Raw genomic sequence first — 17,169 nt, forward strand, 5'->3', positions numbered from 1 at the left:
TACGGTGTTTGGATGTGTTGCCGTCTGAAGACGATCAGCTGCGATCGTCTATCTTCACGAAGTCGCGCTGCGCGTGACCCGTATAGAGCTGGCGTGGTCGGCCAATGCGATAGCTCCCGGAGATCATTTCGTTCCAGTGAGCAATCCAGCCAACGGTGCGGCCTACGGCAAAAATTACCGTGAACATGCTCGTGGGAATCCCGATAGCTTTGAGGATGATTCCCGAATAGAAGTCCACGTTGGGGTAGAGTTTCTTTTCGATGAAGTAATCATCTTCCAGGGCGATTTCCTCGAGACGCTTGGCAATGGCGAGGAGGGGATCATTTTCAATGCCCAGCTCCGCCAGCACTTCATCGGCGGACTCTTTCATGACCTTGGCACGGGGATCAAAGTTTTTGTAGACGCGATGACCGAAACCCATGAGACGGAAGGGATCTTCCTTGTCCTTGGCGCGAGCAACATACTCATCGATGCGCGACACATCGCCGATCTCTTCGAGCATGTTCAATACGGCCTCGTTGGCCCCCCCGTGAGAGGGGCCCCAGAGTGCCGCAATGCCCGCAGCGATACAGGCGAAGGGATTAGCGCCGGATGAACCTGCAAGGCGGACCGTAGAGGTAGAAGCGTTTTGCTCGTGATCCGCGTGGAGCAGGAACACGCGATCCATGGCCTTGGCAAGAACCGGCGACACGTTGCTGGGCGCGCAAGGCGTGCCGAACATCATATGCAGAAAATTCTCGGCATAGCCCAGGCTGTTGTCCGGGTACATAAACGGCTGGCCGATGGAAAACTTGTAGCTCATCGCGGCGAGGGTCGGCATCTTGGCGATGAGGCGGAACGCGGCTACCTGTCGGTGATGCTCGTCAGAGATGTCCAGAGAGTCGTGGTAAAACGCCGACAGAGCACCGACCACGCCACACATGATGGCCATGGGATGGGCATCGCGGCGAAAGCCGTTAAAGAAGGTGCGAATCTGTTCATGCACCATCGTGTGATTGTGCACAGTGCTCACAAACTTCTCTTTTTGCTCGGCATCGGGCAGTTCGCCGTAAAGCAGGAGATAGCAGGTTTCCAGGTAATCCGAGTGAGCGGCCAACTGGTCAATGGGGTAGCCGCGGTGCAGCAATACACCTTTGCCGCCGTCGATATAGGTGATCTCCGATTCGCAGGATGCCGTGGAGACAAAGCCCGGATCGTAGGTAAACATTCCCTTGGCGGTAAGGCCGCCGACGTCGACTACATCGGGTCCGATAGATCCGGAGTAAACAGGCAGATCAACGCTGCCCTCAATGCCGTCGATGGTAAGGGTTGCTTTCTTTTGACTCATGGGAAAACCCGCGTGTTTTCAGTGGGGTCGCCAACTATAGAGAGTGCCAAACGTTTGTCAATTGACGCCTGGGCATCTTTCACACCCACGGCGCAAACAACCGTAATTGCATTGATCGCTGTCAATTGTAATGGACCTTTCGAATCTCTATACTCGCGCGGTTTTTAAGGGTATCGCTGCAGATGCGCGCGCTTCGGGGCGTTTGACGCGGGGATACAGAGCGAGTAGTGAGCGGACACGGCCTCAAGCGCGGCGTCCTCGGCTGCTCAAGGACCATTCCAAAGTCAGGAGCTGTCCGTCTGTGAAAGACAATCGTCCGGTCAATCTCGATATCGGCACCATCCGATTACCCATCACCGCCTACGCGTCGATCCTCCACCGGGTGTCCGGCGTGATTATGGTCGTGGCTTCTTTCCTCCTGCTGTGGGCGCTGGACCTCAGCCTTGCGGGGCCCGAGAGCTACGCGCGCCTCGGAGAGCTTTTTGGCAGCCCCTTGCTGAAGTTCGTCATCTGGGGCATCGCTACGGCGTTGCTCTACCACAGCTTTGCGGGTGTGAAGCACCTCATCATGGATTTTGGCGTCGGTGAGTCCATGGACGGGGGCGTGCTGGGTGCGCGTCTGGTGTTCGCTCTCACGGCGATTAGCGCCGTACTGATAGGAGTCGTCTTATGGTAACTGCGGTTACAAGTCTTTCCCGTTCGGGTTTGTCCGATTGGTTGGTGCAGCGTGTCACTGCCGTTATCCTTCTGGCGTTCTTTGCTCTGGTTGGTGTGAAACTGGCAGCGGGCATCAGTTACGCCGAGTGGTCGGCACTGTTTTCCCAGACCTGGATGAAGATATTCACCATGCTGGCGATCCTGTCGCTTGCAGCCCATGCCTGGATTGGCATGTGGGGAGTGTTTACGGATTACCTCACTGAGCGGCTTATGGGCTCCCGGGGTAATGTTTTACGAATCGGCCTGCAGCTGTTGACCTCGCTCTCGCTGGTGGTTTTTGTGATTTGGGGTGTCCAGATAGTCTGGGCCTGAGTCGGTTAAAAAGTCCTGTAACAGGAGCTTGAAAACGAATGCGCACAATTTCTTTTGACGGTGTAATAGTTGGTGGCGGCGGCGCGGGAATGCGCGCTGCGCTGCAGCTGGCCCAGTCGGGCTACAAAACCGCGGTAATCAGCAAGGTGTTTCCTACGCGGTCTCACACCGTATCAGCCCAGGGCGGTATCACCTGTGCCATTGCCAGCGCGGATCCCCAGGATGACTGGCGCTGGCATATGTATGACACGGTCAAGGGGTCTGATTACATCGGGGATCAGGATGCTATCGAATACATGACTTCCGTGGGCCCTGAAGCGATCTACGAGCTGGAGCACATGGGCCTGCCGTTTTCCCGAACGGAAGAGGGGCGAATTTACCAGCGGCCTTTCGGTGGTCAGTCCAAGGATTTCGGTAAGGGTGGTCAAGCCGCCCGTACCTGCGCCGCGGCCGATCGCACGGGCCACGCCCTGCTGCATACGCTCTATCAGAACAACGTCAAGAACAAAACGGTGTTCTTTAACGAGTGGTTCGCCACGGATCTGGTGAAAAACCAGGATGGCGTCGTAGTAGGCGTTATTGCCATCTGCATCGAGACCGGTGAAGTGGTCTATGTGAAATCCAAGGCCACGGTGTTTGCCACCGGCGGCGCCGGACGCATTTACGCATCAACGACGAATGCCCACATTAATACCGGTGACGGTATTGGTATGGCGTTACGGGCGGGCTTTCCCATGCAGGACATGGAAATGTGGCAGTTCCATCCCACGGGCATTTACGGTGCCGGCACCCTGGTTACCGAGGGCTGTCGCGGTGAGGGTGGATACCTCATCAATAAGGATGGCGAGCGGTTTATGGAGCGCTATGCGCCCAACGCCAAGGACCTCGCCGGGCGTGACGTCGTGGCGCGCTCGATGGTCCTTGAGATTCTGGAAGGCCGCGGTTGCGGCCCCGAAGCGGATCATGTGTTCCTTAAGCTGGATCACCTTGGTGAAGAGGTGCTCGAGAGCCGCCTGCCCGGCATCCTTGAGCTGTCGCGCACTTTTGCCCACGCGGATCCCGTGAAAGAACCCATTCCGGTGGTGCCCACCTGTCATTACATGATGGGCGGTATTCCCACCAATGTTAACGGTCAGGCGCTGACCATTGATGCCCAGGGTAACGATCAGGTGATTCCAGGCCTCTACGCCTGTGGCGAAGCCGCCTGCGTGTCTGTACACGGCGCGAACCGTCTCGGCGGCAATTCCCTGCTGGATCTCGTGGTCTTCGGACGGGCCGCGGGTCTGTTTATCGAGGAGTCCCTGCGCTCGGGCATCGAGGCCAGAGATGCCCTGCCTTCAGATATTGAGGAAGCAAATCAGCGTTTGACCAAGCTCGACGCGGCGCCGGCGGACGAAAACGTCGCCGGACTGCGAAAAGAGCTCCAGAACGTTATGCAGAATCATTTTGGCGTATTCCGCAAAGGCGATTTCATGCGAGAGGGTATCAAGCTTCTCGAGGCGCTGAGGCCCCGAATCGAGGCGGTGGGCGTCGCTGATAAGACCCAGGCTTTTAATACCGCAAGAATTGAGGCCCTTGAGCTCCAGAATCTGTTTGAGGTCGCTGAGGCCACTGCCGTGTCGGCAGAGCAGCGCACGGAAAGTCGCGGCGCTCATGCCCGTGAAGACTACCAGGAGCGGGATGACGAAAACTGGTTGTGCCATTCGGTCTATTTCCCCGGCGATAAGAGCCTGGGCAAGCGCGACGTGAATTTTGCGCCGAAGATCATGGACAAGATGGAGCCCATGGCTCGTAGCTATTGATCCTTTCGGGGAACGAACGAAACGGAGTTATTTGCATGTTGCAGGTCAGTGTATATCGCTACAACCCGGAGCAGGACGCAGAGCCGTCCATGCAGACTTTTGAAGTCGATACCGGCGGTAAGGATGTGATGGTTCTTGATGTGCTCGAAGACATCAAGGCACAGCAGGACGCATCCGTCACCTACCGCCGATCCTGCCGGGAAGGGGTCTGTGGCTCCGACGGGCTGAACATGAACGGCAAGAACGGGCTGGCGTGCATAACCCCCCTGTCAGAGACGGTAAAGAACAACAAGCTGGTGATCAGGCCGCTTCCGGGATTACCCGTGATTCGCGACCTGGTGGTAGACATGAGCATGTTCTACACCCAGTACGAAAAGGTGCAGCCCTATCTGCAGAACGATACGCCGGCACCGGCCATTGAGCGACTGCAGTCTCCGGAAGATCGCGCCAAGCTGGATGGGCTGTACGAGTGTATTCTCTGCGCCTGCTGCTCCACGAGCTGCCCGTCCTTCTGGTGGAATCCCGATCGATTCATCGGCCCCGCCGGTCTCCTGCAGTCCTATCGTTTTCTGGCGGACAGCCGGGATACGGCGACCGATGAGCGCCTGTCCCGTCTCGATGACCCCTTCAGCGTTTTCCGCTGCCACGGTATCCAGAACTGCGTGAACGTGTGCCCCAAGGGCCTGAATCCCACGCGTGCCATCGGCCATATTCGCAGCATGTTGCTCAAACAGGCTGCCTAGGCCCCTATGGGCGGATTTTTCGCGAAAAGTCCGCCCATTTCTTAGCTTTACACCTTCTAGAGCATCCCCATTGCTGGCATAATTGCACAACTGCGCGACCCGGACACGGGACGCGCCCGCGGGGCCGGGGGGACCGCGGAAATCACTTGCCCCGGCACACACGGTTGTCGTCGTAACACGCGTGTGTTGTTCGTCTAGGGGGCAGAATGCAAGAAAACTCTATGGAGCTGTTTCGTCGCAGCTCGCACATCGCCGGTGGTAATGCCACCTACGTTGAAGATCTTTACGAAAGCTATCTCATCGACCCGAACGCCGTACCCGAGCAATGGCGTGATTACTTCGACAAGCTACCTCGCGTCGAGAGCAAAACTTCGCTCATTGATGACGTTCCCCACAGCGCCGTGCGCGAGCGCTTTGCCCGCATCAGCAAGATGCGTGTTCGCACGGAAGCCACCGTCGCCCATGACAGTCAGGCGACGCAGTATGAGCGCAAGCAGGTCAAGGTTCTGGCGCTCATCTCCGCTTACCGCCAGCGGGGCCATCAGAAGGCGCAGCTCGATCCCCTGGGCTTAGCCCAACGGGAGCGTATTCCCGATCTGGAACTCAGCTTCCACGAACTGTCCATCGCGGATCTGGACACCAGTTTTCAGGTGGGCACCCTCAAGATGGGTGGCAGCGGATCAACACTCAAAGACATCATTGACGCCCTGGAGCGCACCTACTGCCATACCGTGGGTGCAGAGTTCATGCACATTGTCGATACGGAACAGCGTCAGTGGATCATGTCCCGCATGGAGTCTGTGCGTTCGGCACCGGATTTTGGCCCCGAGGTGCAGCGGCAGATACTCCGGCGTCTCATCAAAGCCGACGGGCTCGAAAAGTCCCTGGGCTCGAAGTTTCCAGGCACCAAGCGTTTTGGCCTTGAGGGGGGGGAGAGCCTTATCCCCATGCTGGCCGAAATGATGCAGCGCATCGGTGGTTACGGCGCCAAGGAAATCGTGATCGGCATGGCGCACCGCGGTCGCCTCAATGTTCTGGTCAATATTCTGGGTAAGAACCCCTCGGAGCTGTTTGCGGAATTTGAGGGACGGGCTACCTACGAGAGCTCCGGTGATGTGAAGTACCACCAGGGGTTCTCCTCCAACATGATGACACCGGGAGGCGAGGTCCACCTGGCCCTGGCTTTCAACCCCTCGCACCTGGAGATTGTGTCGCCTGTCGTCGAAGGCTCCGTGAGAGCCCGTCAGGACCGTCGGGATGATCCCGATGGTCACAGCGTGTGGCCCATCGTGCTCCACGGCGACGCTGCCTTTGCCGGTCAGGGCGTGGTCATGGAGACCTTCCAGATGTCCCAGACCCGCGCCTACAAGACCGGGGGTACGGTACACATCGTGCTCAATAACCAGGTGGGCTTTACCACCAGCTTGCGCGAGGACTCCCGTTCCACGGAATACTGTACCGATGTCGCGAAGATGGTGCAGGCCCCGATTTTTCACGTGAACGCCGATGACCCTGAAGCCGTGCTGTTTGTCACGCAGATGGCCATTGACTACCGCAATGAGTTCAAGCGGGACGTGGTGATCGATCTTGTCTGTTATCGCCGTCGCGGCCACAACGAAGCTGATGAGCCGGCGGTGACTCAGCCTCTGATGTACGAGGCCATCCGCAAGCACCCCACCACCCGGGACATCTATGCGCGCCGCCTCATCGAGGCCGGGGTGCTCACGGAGACGGAAGATCAGGCGCTGGTAGAGGGGTATCGTGGCTCTCTCGATCGCAACGAGCCTCTGGTTTCCAGTCTGGTCAACGAGCCGAACGCAGAGCTCTTTGTGGATTGGACGCCTTATCTCGGACACGAGTGGACGCTGCATTGTGATACGGGCATGGATCTCCATCATCTGCAGACCCTGGCGCAGCACACCAATCAGTCACCTGATGGTTTTCCCTTGCAACGGCAGGTAGCGAAGATTCTAGAAGACCGCCGCAAGATGGCGGCCGGCGCCTTGCCACTCAATTGGGGGTTTGCTGAAACTCTGGCCTACGCGTCTTTGCTGGAAGCAGGGTATCCGGTGCGCCTTACGGGGCAGGATGTTGGCCGGGGAACCTTCTCCCACCGCCACGCGGTACTGCATAACCAGCGTGAGGAGGCGACCTATGTGCCCCTGCAGCACGTCAAGGACGATCAGGCGGACTTCGTCATTCATGATTCCCTGCTGTCCGAGGAAGCGGTGCTGGCCTTTGAGTACGGTTACTCCACCACGTCGCCCACGGGGCTGGTGATCTGGGAAGCGCAGTTTGGTGACTTTGCCAACGGCGCGCAGGTGGTGATCGACCAGTTCATCACCAGTGGAGAGCACAAGTGGAGCCGCCTCTGCGGACTCACCATGCTGCTGCCCCACGGCTATGAGGGGCAGGGACCGGAGCACAGTTCCGCGCGTCTCGAGCGTTTTATGCAGCTCTGCGCCGAGCACAATATCCAGGTCTGCGTGCCTACAACACCCGCGCAGGTGTTCCACATGCTGCGCCGCCAGGCGATCCGGCCTCTACGTAAGCCCCTCGTGGTCATGTCACCGAAGAGCCTGCTGCGACACAAGGAAGCGACCTCGACCCTTGAAGATCTTGCCAACGGCCGTTTCTACAACGTCCTTGATGAGACCGATGATCTCGATAAATCAGCAGTGGAGCGCGTCGTGTTGTGCTCGGGCAAGGTGTTCTACGATCTGCGCGCTGCGCGACGGGAACGGGGCATCGACAATATCGCCCTCATCCGACTGGAGCAGCTGTATCCCTTCCCGGAGGCGGAGATGCTCCAGGTGCTCAGTGCTTATCCCAATCTGAAAGATGCGGTCTGGTGTCAGGAAGAACCCATGAACCAGGGGGCCTGGTACTCGAGCCAGCATCACATGCGTCGCGTATTCGCGTCGCTCTACAACCATGTTTATCTCGGTTACGCGGGGCGGGAAGCATCTGCCGCGCCCGCCGCGGGCTACATGGCCCTTCACCTCGAGCAGCAAGAGGCCTTTATCAACCAGGCCCTGACGCTCGGTAGCGCTAACGCCTAATAGCTTCTTCACAAGGAAAACACATGGCTATCCAAATCAAAGCTCCCGCATTTCCAGAGTCCGTCGCCGATGGCGAGGTCGCTGCCTGGCACAAGGAGGAGGGCGAGTCAGTAAAGCGCGATGAGCTCATTGTCGAGATTGAGACCGACAAGGTGGTGATGGAGGTGGTTGCCCCGGCTGACGGTGTGATCAAAAAGATTCATGCCGGGGTGGGCGAGACCATTGAGAGCGAAGCACTGCTGGCAGATCTCGAGGAGGGCGCCGTCGCTGCGGCGGCCCCGGATAGTGCAAGCACTGAGGCGGCGGCTCCAGCGGCAGCGTCAGAATCCGGCGATAGCAGTGGAGAGATGGGACCGGCAGCGAGACAGATGATCGAGGAGCACAAGCTCGATCCGGCGCAGATTACCGGTACGGGCAAGGGCGGGCGTATTACTAAAGAGGATGTTACGTCCTTTATCAAAGACCGTCCCGCGCCTGCAGCCGCTCCCGCTGCCAAAGAAAGCGCAGCGGTTGTGGATGTTCCCAGTGGTCCATCGGGTGAGCGCGTCGAAAAGCGCGTACCCATGACCCGCATGCGCGCAAGGATTGCTGAGCGTCTCCTCGAGGCCACAACTTCCACGGCCATGTTGACCACCTTCAACGAAGTCAATATGGCGCCGGTGATGGCCCTGCGTAAAAAGTACAAGGATCAGTTCGAGAAAACCCACAACGGCACCCGCCTGGGCTTTATGGGCTTTTTTGTCAAAGCAGCCTGCGAAGCCCTGAAGCGTTACCCGGCGGTAAACGCCTCCATCGACGGTAACGATGTGGTTTACCACGGTTACCAGGATATCGGTGTTGCGGTATCAACCGATGGCGGTCTCGTGGTTCCTGTATTGCGTGATGCGGACTTTATGAGCCTTGCGGATGTAGAGGCAGCGATCGTCGATCTGGGCACGCGGGCAAAGGCCAACAAGCTGACGATTGACGATATGACCGGCGGCACCTTCACCGTGACCAATGGTGGCGTATTCGGATCACTCCTGAGCACACCGATCCTGAATCCACCCCAGACCGGTATCCTGGGTATGCACAAGATTCAGGAACGGCCCATGGTGGTCGATGGCGAAGTGGTTGTATTGCCCATGATGTATCTTGCGCTGTCCTACGATCACCGGCTTATCGATGGTAAGACCGCCGTACAGTATCTCGTGGCGGTGAAAGATCTTATTGAGGATCCCGCGCGGATTCTCCTGCAACTCTAAACAGGGGCAGACCCTTTTAATCAGCCAGACGGGGATTTCACGATGGCAGATAAGTTTGATGTGGTAGTTATTGGTTCCGGTCCTGCGGGCTACGTGGCGGCGATTCGCGCCGCACAGCTGGGACTCAGCACCGCGGTCGTCGAGGAATGGACGGACGATAAGGGTGGTGCAACCCTGGGTGGCACCTGCCTGAATGTCGGGTGTATTCCCTCCAAGGCATTGCTCGATTCGAGTCAGAAGTTTCATGACGCCAGGGACACCTTGTCCGTGCACGGTATTGGTGTAGAGAACCCCACCATCGACGTGGCCGCGATGCTGGAGCGCAAGAATAAAATCGTTAGTCAGCTAACTGGCGGTATCGGCGGTCTGTTCAAACACAACGGCGTTACGGTGATTCAGGGTCGCGGCAAAGTACTCGCGGGAGCCAACGTGGAAGTCATGGCGGCGGACGGCACGGTATCTACCGTAGAAGCAGATAACGTGATCATCGCCGCGGGTTCAGAGCCTGTGAAAATTCCCCCGGCCACCGTCGACAACGAATACATCGTCGACTCAACCGGTGCCCTTGAGTTCACCGAGGTGCCTGAGCGACTAGGGGTTATCGGCGCGGGGGTTATCGGTCTTGAGCTTGGCAGCGTGTGGGGTCGTCTCGGTTCCGAGGTGATCCTTCTGGAGGCTCTGGATGAGTTCCTCGCCATGATGGATAGTCAGATCGCCAAGGAAGCCGCAAAAATCTTTAAGAAGCAGAAGCTGGATATTCGTCTCAGCTCTCGCGTTACTGACGCTACGGTAAAAGACGGCAAGGTTCACGTGCGCTACGACTCGCCCGAGGGTGGACACACGGAGATTTTTGACAAACTGATTGTGTCCGTCGGTCGGCGTCCACGCACCGTGGATCTCCTGGCGGACGACTCGGGCGTGACCCTGGATGAGCGCGGCTTTATTTTCGTCAATGACCAGTGTGCGACGGAAGCGCCCAATGTCTACGCGGTGGGTGACGTGGTACGTGGCCCCATGCTCGCGCACAAGGGCTCGGAAGAGGGCGTCATGGTCGCGGAGCGCATAGCGGGCAAGCCCGCCCAGGTGAATTACGATTGCATTCCGTCAATCATCTATACCCACCCCGAGATCGCGGCGGTGGGCCGCACGGAGCAGGAACTGAAATCCGACGGCGTACCTTACAAAGCCGGCACCTTCCCTTTTGCGGCATCGGGCCGGGCTCTGGCCGCCAATGACTCCGAGGGTCTGGTCAAGATTATTTCCCATGCTGAGACCGATCGCATCCTGGGTTGCCATATTGTCGGCCCCTCGGCAGCGGATCTGACACAGCAGGTATTGATCGCGATGGAGTTCGGCTCCAGCACCGAGGATCTCGCTCTGATGGTCTTTGGCCATCCGACGCTTTCCGAAGCGGTACACGAGGCAGCGTTGGCTGTGGATGGTCATGCCATTCACGTCGCAAACCGAAAACGCCGCTAAAAGATTTGGTATCCCGGCTCGCCGGGGTGTCATCAGACGCGCTGTGGACAAGGGGTCCGCGGCGCATTTGTTTCCTTGAACACTAACGGGACTTCACATGAATCTTCATGAATACCAGGGTAAGCGTCTCTTTGCCGAGTATGGCTTGCCGGTTTCCACGGGTCACGCGGTTGACTCTCCTCAGGCGGCGGTCGAGGCCGCAGATCTCATCGGCGGCGATATGTGGGTGGTCAAGGCCCAGGTACATGCCGGAGGTCGAGGCAAGGCCGGGGGCGTCAAGCTCGTAAAGACCAAAGACGAAATTGCCGAGTTCACCAGCCACTGGCTGGGCAAGAATCTTGTCACCTATCAGACCGACGCCAACGGTCAGCCCGTGTCAAAAATTCTCGTTGAATCCTGCACGGATATTGCCGATGAGCTTTACCTCGGTGCAGTGGTGGATCGCTCGTCCCGGCGCATCGTGTTCATGGCTTCTACGGAAGGCGGTGTGGAGATTGAGAAGGTTGCCGAAGAAACACCGGAGAAAATCCTCCGCGCGGTGATTGATCCCCTCAACGGTGCTCAGCCCTATCAGGGCCGTGAATTGGCTTTTAATCTGGGACTGAAGGGCGAGCAGATCAAGCAGTTTGTAAAAATCTTCCTGGGCCTGGCCAAAATGTTCCAGGAAAAAGATCTGGCACTTATCGAGATCAACCCCCTGGTCATCACCACGGAAGGAAACCTTCATTGTCTCGACGCCAAGATTGGTGTCGATGGTAATGCGCTGTATCGCCAGGCTGAGCTTCGGGAGATGCACGATCCCTCCCAGGAAGATGAGCGCGAGTCTCATGCCGCACAATGGGAGCTCAACTACGTAGCTCTGGACGGCAACATAGGCTGCATGGTCAACGGCGCAGGCCTTGCCATGGGAACCATGGATATCGTCAAGCTCCACGGCGGCGATCCGGCCAACTTCCTGGATGTGGGTGGCGGTGCCACCAAAGAGCGCGTCTCCGAGGCCTTCAAGATCATTCTGTCCGACGACAAGGTAAAGGCGGTACTCATTAATATCTTCGGCGGCATCGTACGCTGTGATCTCATTGCCGAGGGCGTTATCGGCGCCGTTGAGGAAATAGGCGTTGAGGTCCCCGTGGTTGTTCGCCTTGAGGGCAACAATGCAGAGCTGGGCCGCAAGGTGCTGGCGGACAGCGGTTTGAACATCATTGCGGCGACCAGTCTTACGGACGCCGCGCAACAGGCAGTGAAAGCAGCGGGAGGGAACGCCTGATGAGTATCCTGATTAACAAGGACACCAAGGTCATCTGTCAGGGTTTTACGGGCTCTCAGGGCACCTTTCACTCTGAGCAGGCGATTGAGTACGGCACCAAAATGGTCGGTGGCGTCACCCCGGGTAAAGGCGGGCAGGAGCATCTGGGCCTCCCCGTGTTTAACACGGTATCCGAAGCCGTCGCAGCGACGGGTGCTGAAGCATCGGTTATTTACGTACCGGCGCCGTTTTGTAAGGATTCCATCCTTGAGGCGGCAAACGGTGGCATCAAGCTGGTGGTTTGTATTACCGAAGGGATTCCTACCCTCGACATGCTCGAAGCCAAGGTGAAGTGTGATGAGCTGGGCGTGCGTCTCGTGGGTCCGAACTGCCCCGGCGTTATCACACCGGGGGAGTGCAAGATCGGCATTATGCCCGGACACATCCACTTACCGGGCAAAGTCGGTATCGTGTCCCGGTCGGGCACCCTGACCTATGAGGCGGTGAAGCAAACCTCCGACGCAGGCTTTGGTCAGTCAACCTGTGTGGGTATTGGCGGTGATCCCATCCCCGGTTCTAACTTCATCGATATTCTTGCCATGTTCGAGGCAGACCCTGCGACGGAAGCCATCGTGATGATTGGTGAGATCGGTGGCACCGCCGAAGAAGAAGCGGCCGCCTATATTAAGGCAAATGTTTCCAAGCCTGTGGTTTCCTACATAGCCGGCGTGACAGCCCCCAAGGGCAAGCGTATGGGCCATGCGGGAGCGATTATTTCCGGTGGTAAGGGCACGGCCGACGAGAAGTTTGCGGCTCTTGAGGATGCCGGTGTGAAGACCGTGCGATCCCTCGCAGACATCGGCTCGGGATTGTCCGAAATCACCGGCTGGTAAATACAGCCCGGCTCGGAACAAACCCGCCAGCGATGGCGGGTTTTTTTGTGCCTGATTTTTGTCTCCCGGGCGGTGTTCAGGCCTTGAATTGGGGCCAGGAACCCCCATATCCCAGCCATAGCTTCATTCCCCTGCTGATTGTTAGAGGACACTATGACTGCACAAATGAATAAAGAGACCCTGGGGTTCCAGACTGAAGCGCGGCAGCTGCTGCAGCTGATGATTCACTCCCTCTACTCCAACAAAGAAATCTTTCTTCGTGAGCTGATTTCCAACGCCTCGGATGCCGTTGATAAGCTGCGCTTTGCCGCGCTGTCTGACGATGCTCTATTGGAAGGCGACAGTGATTACTCGGTGCGGGTTGACGTGGATAAGGAGGCGGGAACGGTCACCATTAGTGACAACGGCATAGGCATGAGCCGGGATGAGGTGATCGACAATCTCGGCACGATTGCCAAGTCCGGCACCGCGGCATTCCTTGAGCAGCTTTCCGGTGATCAACAGAAAGATTCCCAGCTCATCGGTCAGTTCGGCGTGGGGTTCTATTCTTCCTTTATTGTGGCGGACCGCGTCGCAGTACACACTCGGAAGGCAGGCGCTGACGCTAGTGAGGGTGTGCTTTGGGAATCCCAGGGCGAGGCGGAATTCACCATCGAGGCGCAGGATAAAGAGGCTCGCGGAACGAGTATCACTCTGTATCTCCGCGAAGACTGCAAAGACTTCGCCGATGACTGGCGGGTGCGCAGTGTTATCAAGAAGTACTCGGACCATATTTCCGTGCCGGTGCTTATGAAAGAAGCGCCGCTGCCCGCAGGGGACGACGCGGACGATGAACAGTCCGAAGCGGCAGCACCGGAGTACAAAGCGGTCAATGAGGCAACGGCACTGTGGACGCGTAGTCGCAGCGAAGTGACCGATGAAGAGTACGGCGCTTTCTACAAGCACGTCTCCCACGATTTTGAAGACCCCCTGAGCTGGAGCCACAACCGGGTTGAAGGCAAGCTTGAATACACCAGCCTGCTGTATATCCCCGCGCGGGCGCCTTTTGATCTCTGGAACCGCGACGCCAACCGCGGCGTAAAGCTCTACGTTCAGCGCACCTTCATTATGGACGATGCTGAGCAGTTCCTACCCATGTATCTGCGCTTCGTTAAGGGTGTTCTTGATTCTAACGACCTCTCCCTGAACGTATCCCGGGAAATTCTTCAGCAGGATAAGACCGTGGACGCCCTGCGCAGTGCTCTGAGTAAGCGCGTGCTGGACATGCTCTCGAAGATGGCGAAAAACGAGCCCGAAAAGTACGCGACCTTCTGGAAAGAGTTTGGCCAGGTCTTAAAAGAAGGCCCTGCCGAGGACATGGGTAATAAGGACAAGATCGCCGACCTTCTGCGTTTTAGCAGCACCCACACGGACGAGGAAACCCAGGACCAGTCTCTCAAGAGCTATGTTGAACGCATGCAGGAGGGGCAGGACAAGATCTACTACGTCGTTGCAGAAAATTTCAACACCGCGAAACGCAGCCCTCAGCTGGAGGTTTTCCGTAAGCGAGGCATCGAAGTTCTGCTTCTCTCAGACCGCGTTGATGATTGGTTGATGAACCACCTCCAGGAGTTCGACGGCAAGCAATTGCAGGATGTGGCCCGAGGACGGCTGGATCTCGACGATGAGAGCGAGGAAGAAAAGCAGGTCCGGGAAGCAGCGGAGAAGGATAGCGAAGGCCTTATTGAACGCCTGAAATCGGTGATCGGCGACGATGTGGAGGAAGTTCGGGTTACCACACGCCTGACGAATTCCCCCGCCTGTCTGGTGGTGGGCGAGCAGGACATGGGCGCGCAGATGCGGCGTATTATGGAGGCAGCGGGTCAGCCAGTGCCGGAATCCAAGCCGATTCTGGAGATCAATCCCACGCACTCCCTGATCAATCGCCTGGATGCCGAAACCGATGAAGACCGTTTCGCCGATCTGGCGAAGATTATCTTCGATCAGGCTAATCTGGCAGAGGGGGGGCAGCTCGACGACCCGGCGGCCTACGTCGAGCGATTGAACAAGCTTCTTCTGCAGTTAAGTAACGCGTAATGCGCTAAAGCAGCCATTGCGACGCCTCCGGGACGCAATGGTTGCTATAGTCTAGCCATGCACTTACCTACATCAGCTTTTCTTTGTTTCGTCCTCGGCGCGTCCTGTGCGGTCGCCGAGGCCCTGCCTCCCAGTGCTTATTTTGCGAGCATGAGCGAATACGTTCATCTTCAGGAGATCGACCGGGAAGCCGGTAAGGGGGTAAGAGACCATCTTATCCCCCTGGGGGCTATCGAGAAGGTGCGCGGGGTGTGGGCTCCGCGGGACCGGGAGCGCCTGACGGGATCTCTTGAGAGCGTCACCTGGCGTGTTCTTGACGGCTACACCTCCGAGGAGATGGTTCAGGAGCTTGACGATCGCCTGGCGGATAACGACGGCGCGAATCTGCAGTTTCGCTGCGAGGCAAGAGCCTGTGGCAGCAGCGTTCAGTGGGCCAATAAAATCTTTGGAGAGCGCCTCCTTTACGGCACTGAATCGTCTCAGCGTTATCGCGTTTACGCCCTGGAGCATGACGGCGCGAGCTACCGGGTTTTAATCTATGGGTCGGCCCGCAGCAGCGACCGCCAGTACCTTCACGCCGAGGCGCTTAAGATTACGCCCTAGGGCTTTCTCCCAGCGCCGCGTTTTAAGCTTTCAGACCCTTCTCTATCGCTCCCGATCGTGGCATACGTTCGTTCATTGATGGAGCTGGAGCAGCGACAAAAACTCATCTCTGGTTTTCTGATCGCTGCGGAAGCTGCCCAGCATGGCAGAGGTCTTCATCATCGAGTTCTGCTTCTCCACGCCGCGCATCATCATGCACATGTGCTGGGCTTCCACGATGACGCCCACACCCGCAGCCTCCGTCACATCCAGAATGGTTTCAGCGACTTGCATGGTGAGCGATTCCTGAATCTGGAGACGGCGCGCATACATGTCGACGAGTCGCGCAATCTTCGAGAGACCGATTACCTTGCCCGTAGGGATGTAGGCAACGTGGCATTTACCGATGAAGGGCAGCATATGGTGCTCACACATTGAATACATCTCAATGTTTTGAACGACCACCATTTCGTTGCTGTCCGAGGGAAAAAGCGCGTCGTTGACGACGTCTTCGACATTTTGATGGTAGCCTCGGGTGAGAAATTCGAAGGCTTTAGCCGCGCGTTTGGGAGTGTCTTTGAGACCCGGACGCTCGAGGTCCTCACCAATACCGGTGATAATGCCCGCCCAATGGGATTCCATGACGTTTGATACTCGAATTTGAGGAAGAAGAAAGATGGTAGCAACCTCCTCAGGTAGCGGCAACGCGGGTTTTCTCGAAGCTTACGGACTCGATAGAGATACTCCCGGGAGCGTCCGGGACGCACTGGATCAAACCCATGGCGCCCTGGAAAAAGCCGATCTGTTCTTTGGGCACGGCAGTGACAGTGCCTGGGACGAAGGGGTCTTTTTACTGCTCAGTGCCCTGGGGCTGCCCCTGGATTCCGGTGATGAAGTACTGTCCGCGTCCGTGAGCGACGATGGCTGGGCTACCACCCTGGCCTGGTTGCAGGAGCGTATCCTCGAGCGCAAGCCTCTGCCCTATGTCACGGGCCGTGCCTGGTTCGCGGGGCTGGAGTTTTTATGTGACGAGCGAGCCCTGGTCCCGCGGTCACCTCTGGCAGAGCTGATTCGCAATAATTACGCGCCCTGGTGGACGGGGGAGTCACCGCAGTCTCTCCTCGATCTATGCTGTGGCGGTGGTTGCATAGGCATAGCCGCTGCTGTGCACCAGCCCAATCTTGAGGTGGTGATCGCCGATATCGATGAGGCGGCCCTGACGCTTGCAAGGGAGAACATTGGGCTCCATAAGGTCGCGGCGCGCGTGTCCGCTGCGCAGTCGGATCTTCTCGATGATCTTCAGGGCTCGCGCTTCGACATTATTCTCTGCAACCCACCTTACGTCGACGCAGAGGATCTTGCCGCAATGCCGGCGGAGTTTCTGGCGGAGCCGCCCCTGGCTTTGGGCTCCGGCAGCGACGGTCTGGATATTAGCCGTCGTCTTTTGAGGAATGTAGGGGACTATCTCACGCCCCGGGGCTTGCTTTTTCTGGAGGTGGGCAACTCCTGGGAGGCCCTGGACAGCGAGCTTGCCGGGCTGCCCCTCACCTGGATTGAATTCAGCGAGGGCGGGCATGGTGTGCTCGTTTTGCGCGCAGATGAAGTGCCAGAGATCGCCCGCAGTCTCGCCGCGCGTCCCTGACCAATCCTTGCCCTGATTCTCTCTCGTAGCACTGTGCCGCGCTC

Annotated in this window: 14 protein-coding genes; 12 read left to right on the forward strand and 2 right to left on the reverse strand. The window is 57.8% G+C overall.

Annotation, left to right across the window (positions count from 1 at the left end; translation table 11 throughout):
* Nucleotides 1-34: 34 nt before the first annotated feature.
* Nucleotides 35-1,327, reverse strand: a complete 1,293-nt coding sequence (gene gltA, locus KT71_RS09000) for a citrate synthase (protein ID WP_008295729.1) — start codon at nucleotides 1,325-1,327, stop codon at nucleotides 35-37.
* Between the two features lie 301 nt (nucleotides 1,328-1,628).
* Between gltA and sdhC the strand changes: the two genes are divergently transcribed.
* The 11 genes from sdhC to KT71_RS09055 all read left to right on the forward strand — a co-directional run bounded on the left by sdhC (nucleotide 1,629) and on the right by KT71_RS09055 (nucleotide 15,504).
* Entirely contained in the window at nucleotides 1,629-2,003 is a 375-nt protein-coding gene (gene sdhC / locus KT71_RS09005) for a succinate dehydrogenase, cytochrome b556 subunit (RefSeq protein WP_008295728.1), read from the forward strand.
* Nucleotides 1,997-2,356 (forward strand): succinate dehydrogenase, hydrophobic membrane anchor protein, encoded by a 360-nt coding sequence (gene sdhD / locus KT71_RS09010; protein ID WP_023659503.1) that lies wholly within the window; start codon nucleotides 1,997-1,999, stop codon nucleotides 2,354-2,356. Before sdhC ends, sdhD begins: the two co-directional genes overlap by 7 nt.
* Before the next feature lie 38 nt (nucleotides 2,357-2,394).
* Nucleotides 2,395-4,158, forward strand: a complete 1,764-nt coding sequence (gene sdhA, locus KT71_RS09015; RefSeq protein ID WP_023659504.1) for a succinate dehydrogenase flavoprotein subunit — start codon at nucleotides 2,395-2,397, stop codon at nucleotides 4,156-4,158.
* A 35-nt stretch (nucleotides 4,159-4,193) separates the two neighbouring features.
* A complete protein-coding gene (locus KT71_RS09020) occupies nucleotides 4,194-4,901 on the forward strand; it encodes a succinate dehydrogenase iron-sulfur subunit (protein WP_008295724.1) in 708 nt (235 codons plus the stop codon).
* A gap of 206 nt (nucleotides 4,902-5,107) precedes the next feature.
* Nucleotides 5,108-7,963 carry a 2-oxoglutarate dehydrogenase E1 component gene (locus tag KT71_RS09025; protein WP_008295723.1) on the forward strand — a complete coding sequence of 952 codons (2,856 nt, stop codon included), beginning with the start codon at nucleotides 5,108-5,110 and terminating at the stop codon, nucleotides 7,961-7,963.
* Between the two features lie 23 nt (nucleotides 7,964-7,986).
* A complete protein-coding gene (odhB, locus tag KT71_RS09030) occupies nucleotides 7,987-9,207 on the forward strand; it encodes a 2-oxoglutarate dehydrogenase complex dihydrolipoyllysine-residue succinyltransferase (RefSeq protein WP_008295722.1) in 1,221 nt (406 codons plus the stop codon).
* 42 nt (nucleotides 9,208-9,249) lie between these two features.
* Complete coding sequence (gene lpdA, locus KT71_RS09035) at nucleotides 9,250-10,686, forward strand: dihydrolipoyl dehydrogenase (protein WP_008295721.1); 1,437 nt, start codon at nucleotides 9,250-9,252, stop codon at nucleotides 10,684-10,686.
* 97 nt (nucleotides 10,687-10,783) lie between these two features.
* Entirely contained in the window at nucleotides 10,784-11,953 is a 1,170-nt protein-coding gene (gene sucC / locus KT71_RS09040; protein WP_008295720.1) for an ADP-forming succinate--CoA ligase subunit beta, read from the forward strand.
* Nucleotides 11,953-12,825: a succinate--CoA ligase subunit alpha gene (gene sucD / locus KT71_RS09045; RefSeq protein WP_008295719.1), complete on the forward strand. Its 873-nt coding sequence runs from the start codon at nucleotides 11,953-11,955 to the stop codon at nucleotides 12,823-12,825. Before sucC ends, sucD begins: the two co-directional genes overlap by 1 nt.
* 153 nt (nucleotides 12,826-12,978) lie before the next feature.
* Nucleotides 12,979-14,901 carry a molecular chaperone HtpG gene (htpG, locus tag KT71_RS09050; protein WP_023659505.1) on the forward strand — a complete coding sequence of 641 codons (1,923 nt, stop codon included), beginning with the start codon at nucleotides 12,979-12,981 and terminating at the stop codon, nucleotides 14,899-14,901.
* Nucleotides 14,902-15,051: 150 nt separating this feature from the next.
* Nucleotides 15,052-15,504: a DUF4892 domain-containing protein gene (locus KT71_RS09055; RefSeq protein WP_008295717.1), complete on the forward strand. Its 453-nt coding sequence runs from the start codon at nucleotides 15,052-15,054 to the stop codon at nucleotides 15,502-15,504.
* A gap of 72 nt (nucleotides 15,505-15,576) precedes the next feature.
* Here the strand turns inward: KT71_RS09055 and folE are convergent, their stop codons facing one another.
* A complete protein-coding gene (gene folE / locus KT71_RS09060) occupies nucleotides 15,577-16,125 on the reverse strand; it encodes a GTP cyclohydrolase I FolE (RefSeq protein WP_008295716.1) in 549 nt (182 codons plus the stop codon).
* 34 nt (nucleotides 16,126-16,159) lie between these two features.
* On the opposite strand from folE, the gene prmB reads away from it, so the two are divergent.
* Nucleotides 16,160-17,125: a 50S ribosomal protein L3 N(5)-glutamine methyltransferase gene (gene prmB / locus KT71_RS09065; protein ID WP_008295715.1), complete on the forward strand. Its 966-nt coding sequence runs from the start codon at nucleotides 16,160-16,162 to the stop codon at nucleotides 17,123-17,125.
* Nucleotides 17,126-17,169 lie beyond the last annotated feature (44 nt).

The organism is Congregibacter litoralis KT71 (genome assembly GCF_000153125.2).
In the GTDB taxonomy this organism is placed as follows: Bacteria; Pseudomonadota; Gammaproteobacteria; order Pseudomonadales; family Halieaceae; genus Congregibacter; species Congregibacter litoralis.

Bases quoted from the DNA above. Each gene is read 5' to 3' on its own strand.
- gltA (WP_008295729.1), bottom strand. From the start codon at position 1,327: ATGAGTCAAAAGAAAGCAACCCTTACCATCGACGGCATTGAGGGCAGC.
- sucC (WP_008295720.1), top strand. From the start codon at position 10,784: ATGAATCTTCATGAATACCAGGGTAAGCGTCTCTTTGCCGAGTATGGC.
- KT71_RS09025 (WP_008295723.1), top strand. From the start codon at position 5,108: ATGCAAGAAAACTCTATGGAGCTGTTTCGTCGCAGCTCGCACATCGCC.
- sdhA (WP_023659504.1), top strand. From the start codon at position 2,395: ATGCGCACAATTTCTTTTGACGGTGTAATAGTTGGTGGCGGCGGCGCG.
- htpG (WP_023659505.1), top strand. From the start codon at position 12,979: ATGACTGCACAAATGAATAAAGAGACCCTGGGGTTCCAGACTGAAGCG.
- sucD (WP_008295719.1), top strand. From the start codon at position 11,953: ATGAGTATCCTGATTAACAAGGACACCAAGGTCATCTGTCAGGGTTTT.
- sdhD (WP_023659503.1), top strand. From the start codon at position 1,997: ATGGTAACTGCGGTTACAAGTCTTTCCCGTTCGGGTTTGTCCGATTGG.
- lpdA (WP_008295721.1), top strand. From the start codon at position 9,250: ATGGCAGATAAGTTTGATGTGGTAGTTATTGGTTCCGGTCCTGCGGGC.
- prmB (WP_008295715.1), top strand. From the start codon at position 16,160: ATGGTAGCAACCTCCTCAGGTAGCGGCAACGCGGGTTTTCTCGAAGCT.
- KT71_RS09020 (WP_008295724.1), top strand. From the start codon at position 4,194: ATGTTGCAGGTCAGTGTATATCGCTACAACCCGGAGCAGGACGCAGAG.
- odhB (WP_008295722.1), top strand. From the start codon at position 7,987: ATGGCTATCCAAATCAAAGCTCCCGCATTTCCAGAGTCCGTCGCCGAT.
- KT71_RS09055 (WP_008295717.1), top strand. From the start codon at position 15,052: ATGAGCGAATACGTTCATCTTCAGGAGATCGACCGGGAAGCCGGTAAG.
- folE (WP_008295716.1), bottom strand. From the start codon at position 16,125: ATGGAATCCCATTGGGCGGGCATTATCACCGGTATTGGTGAGGACCTC.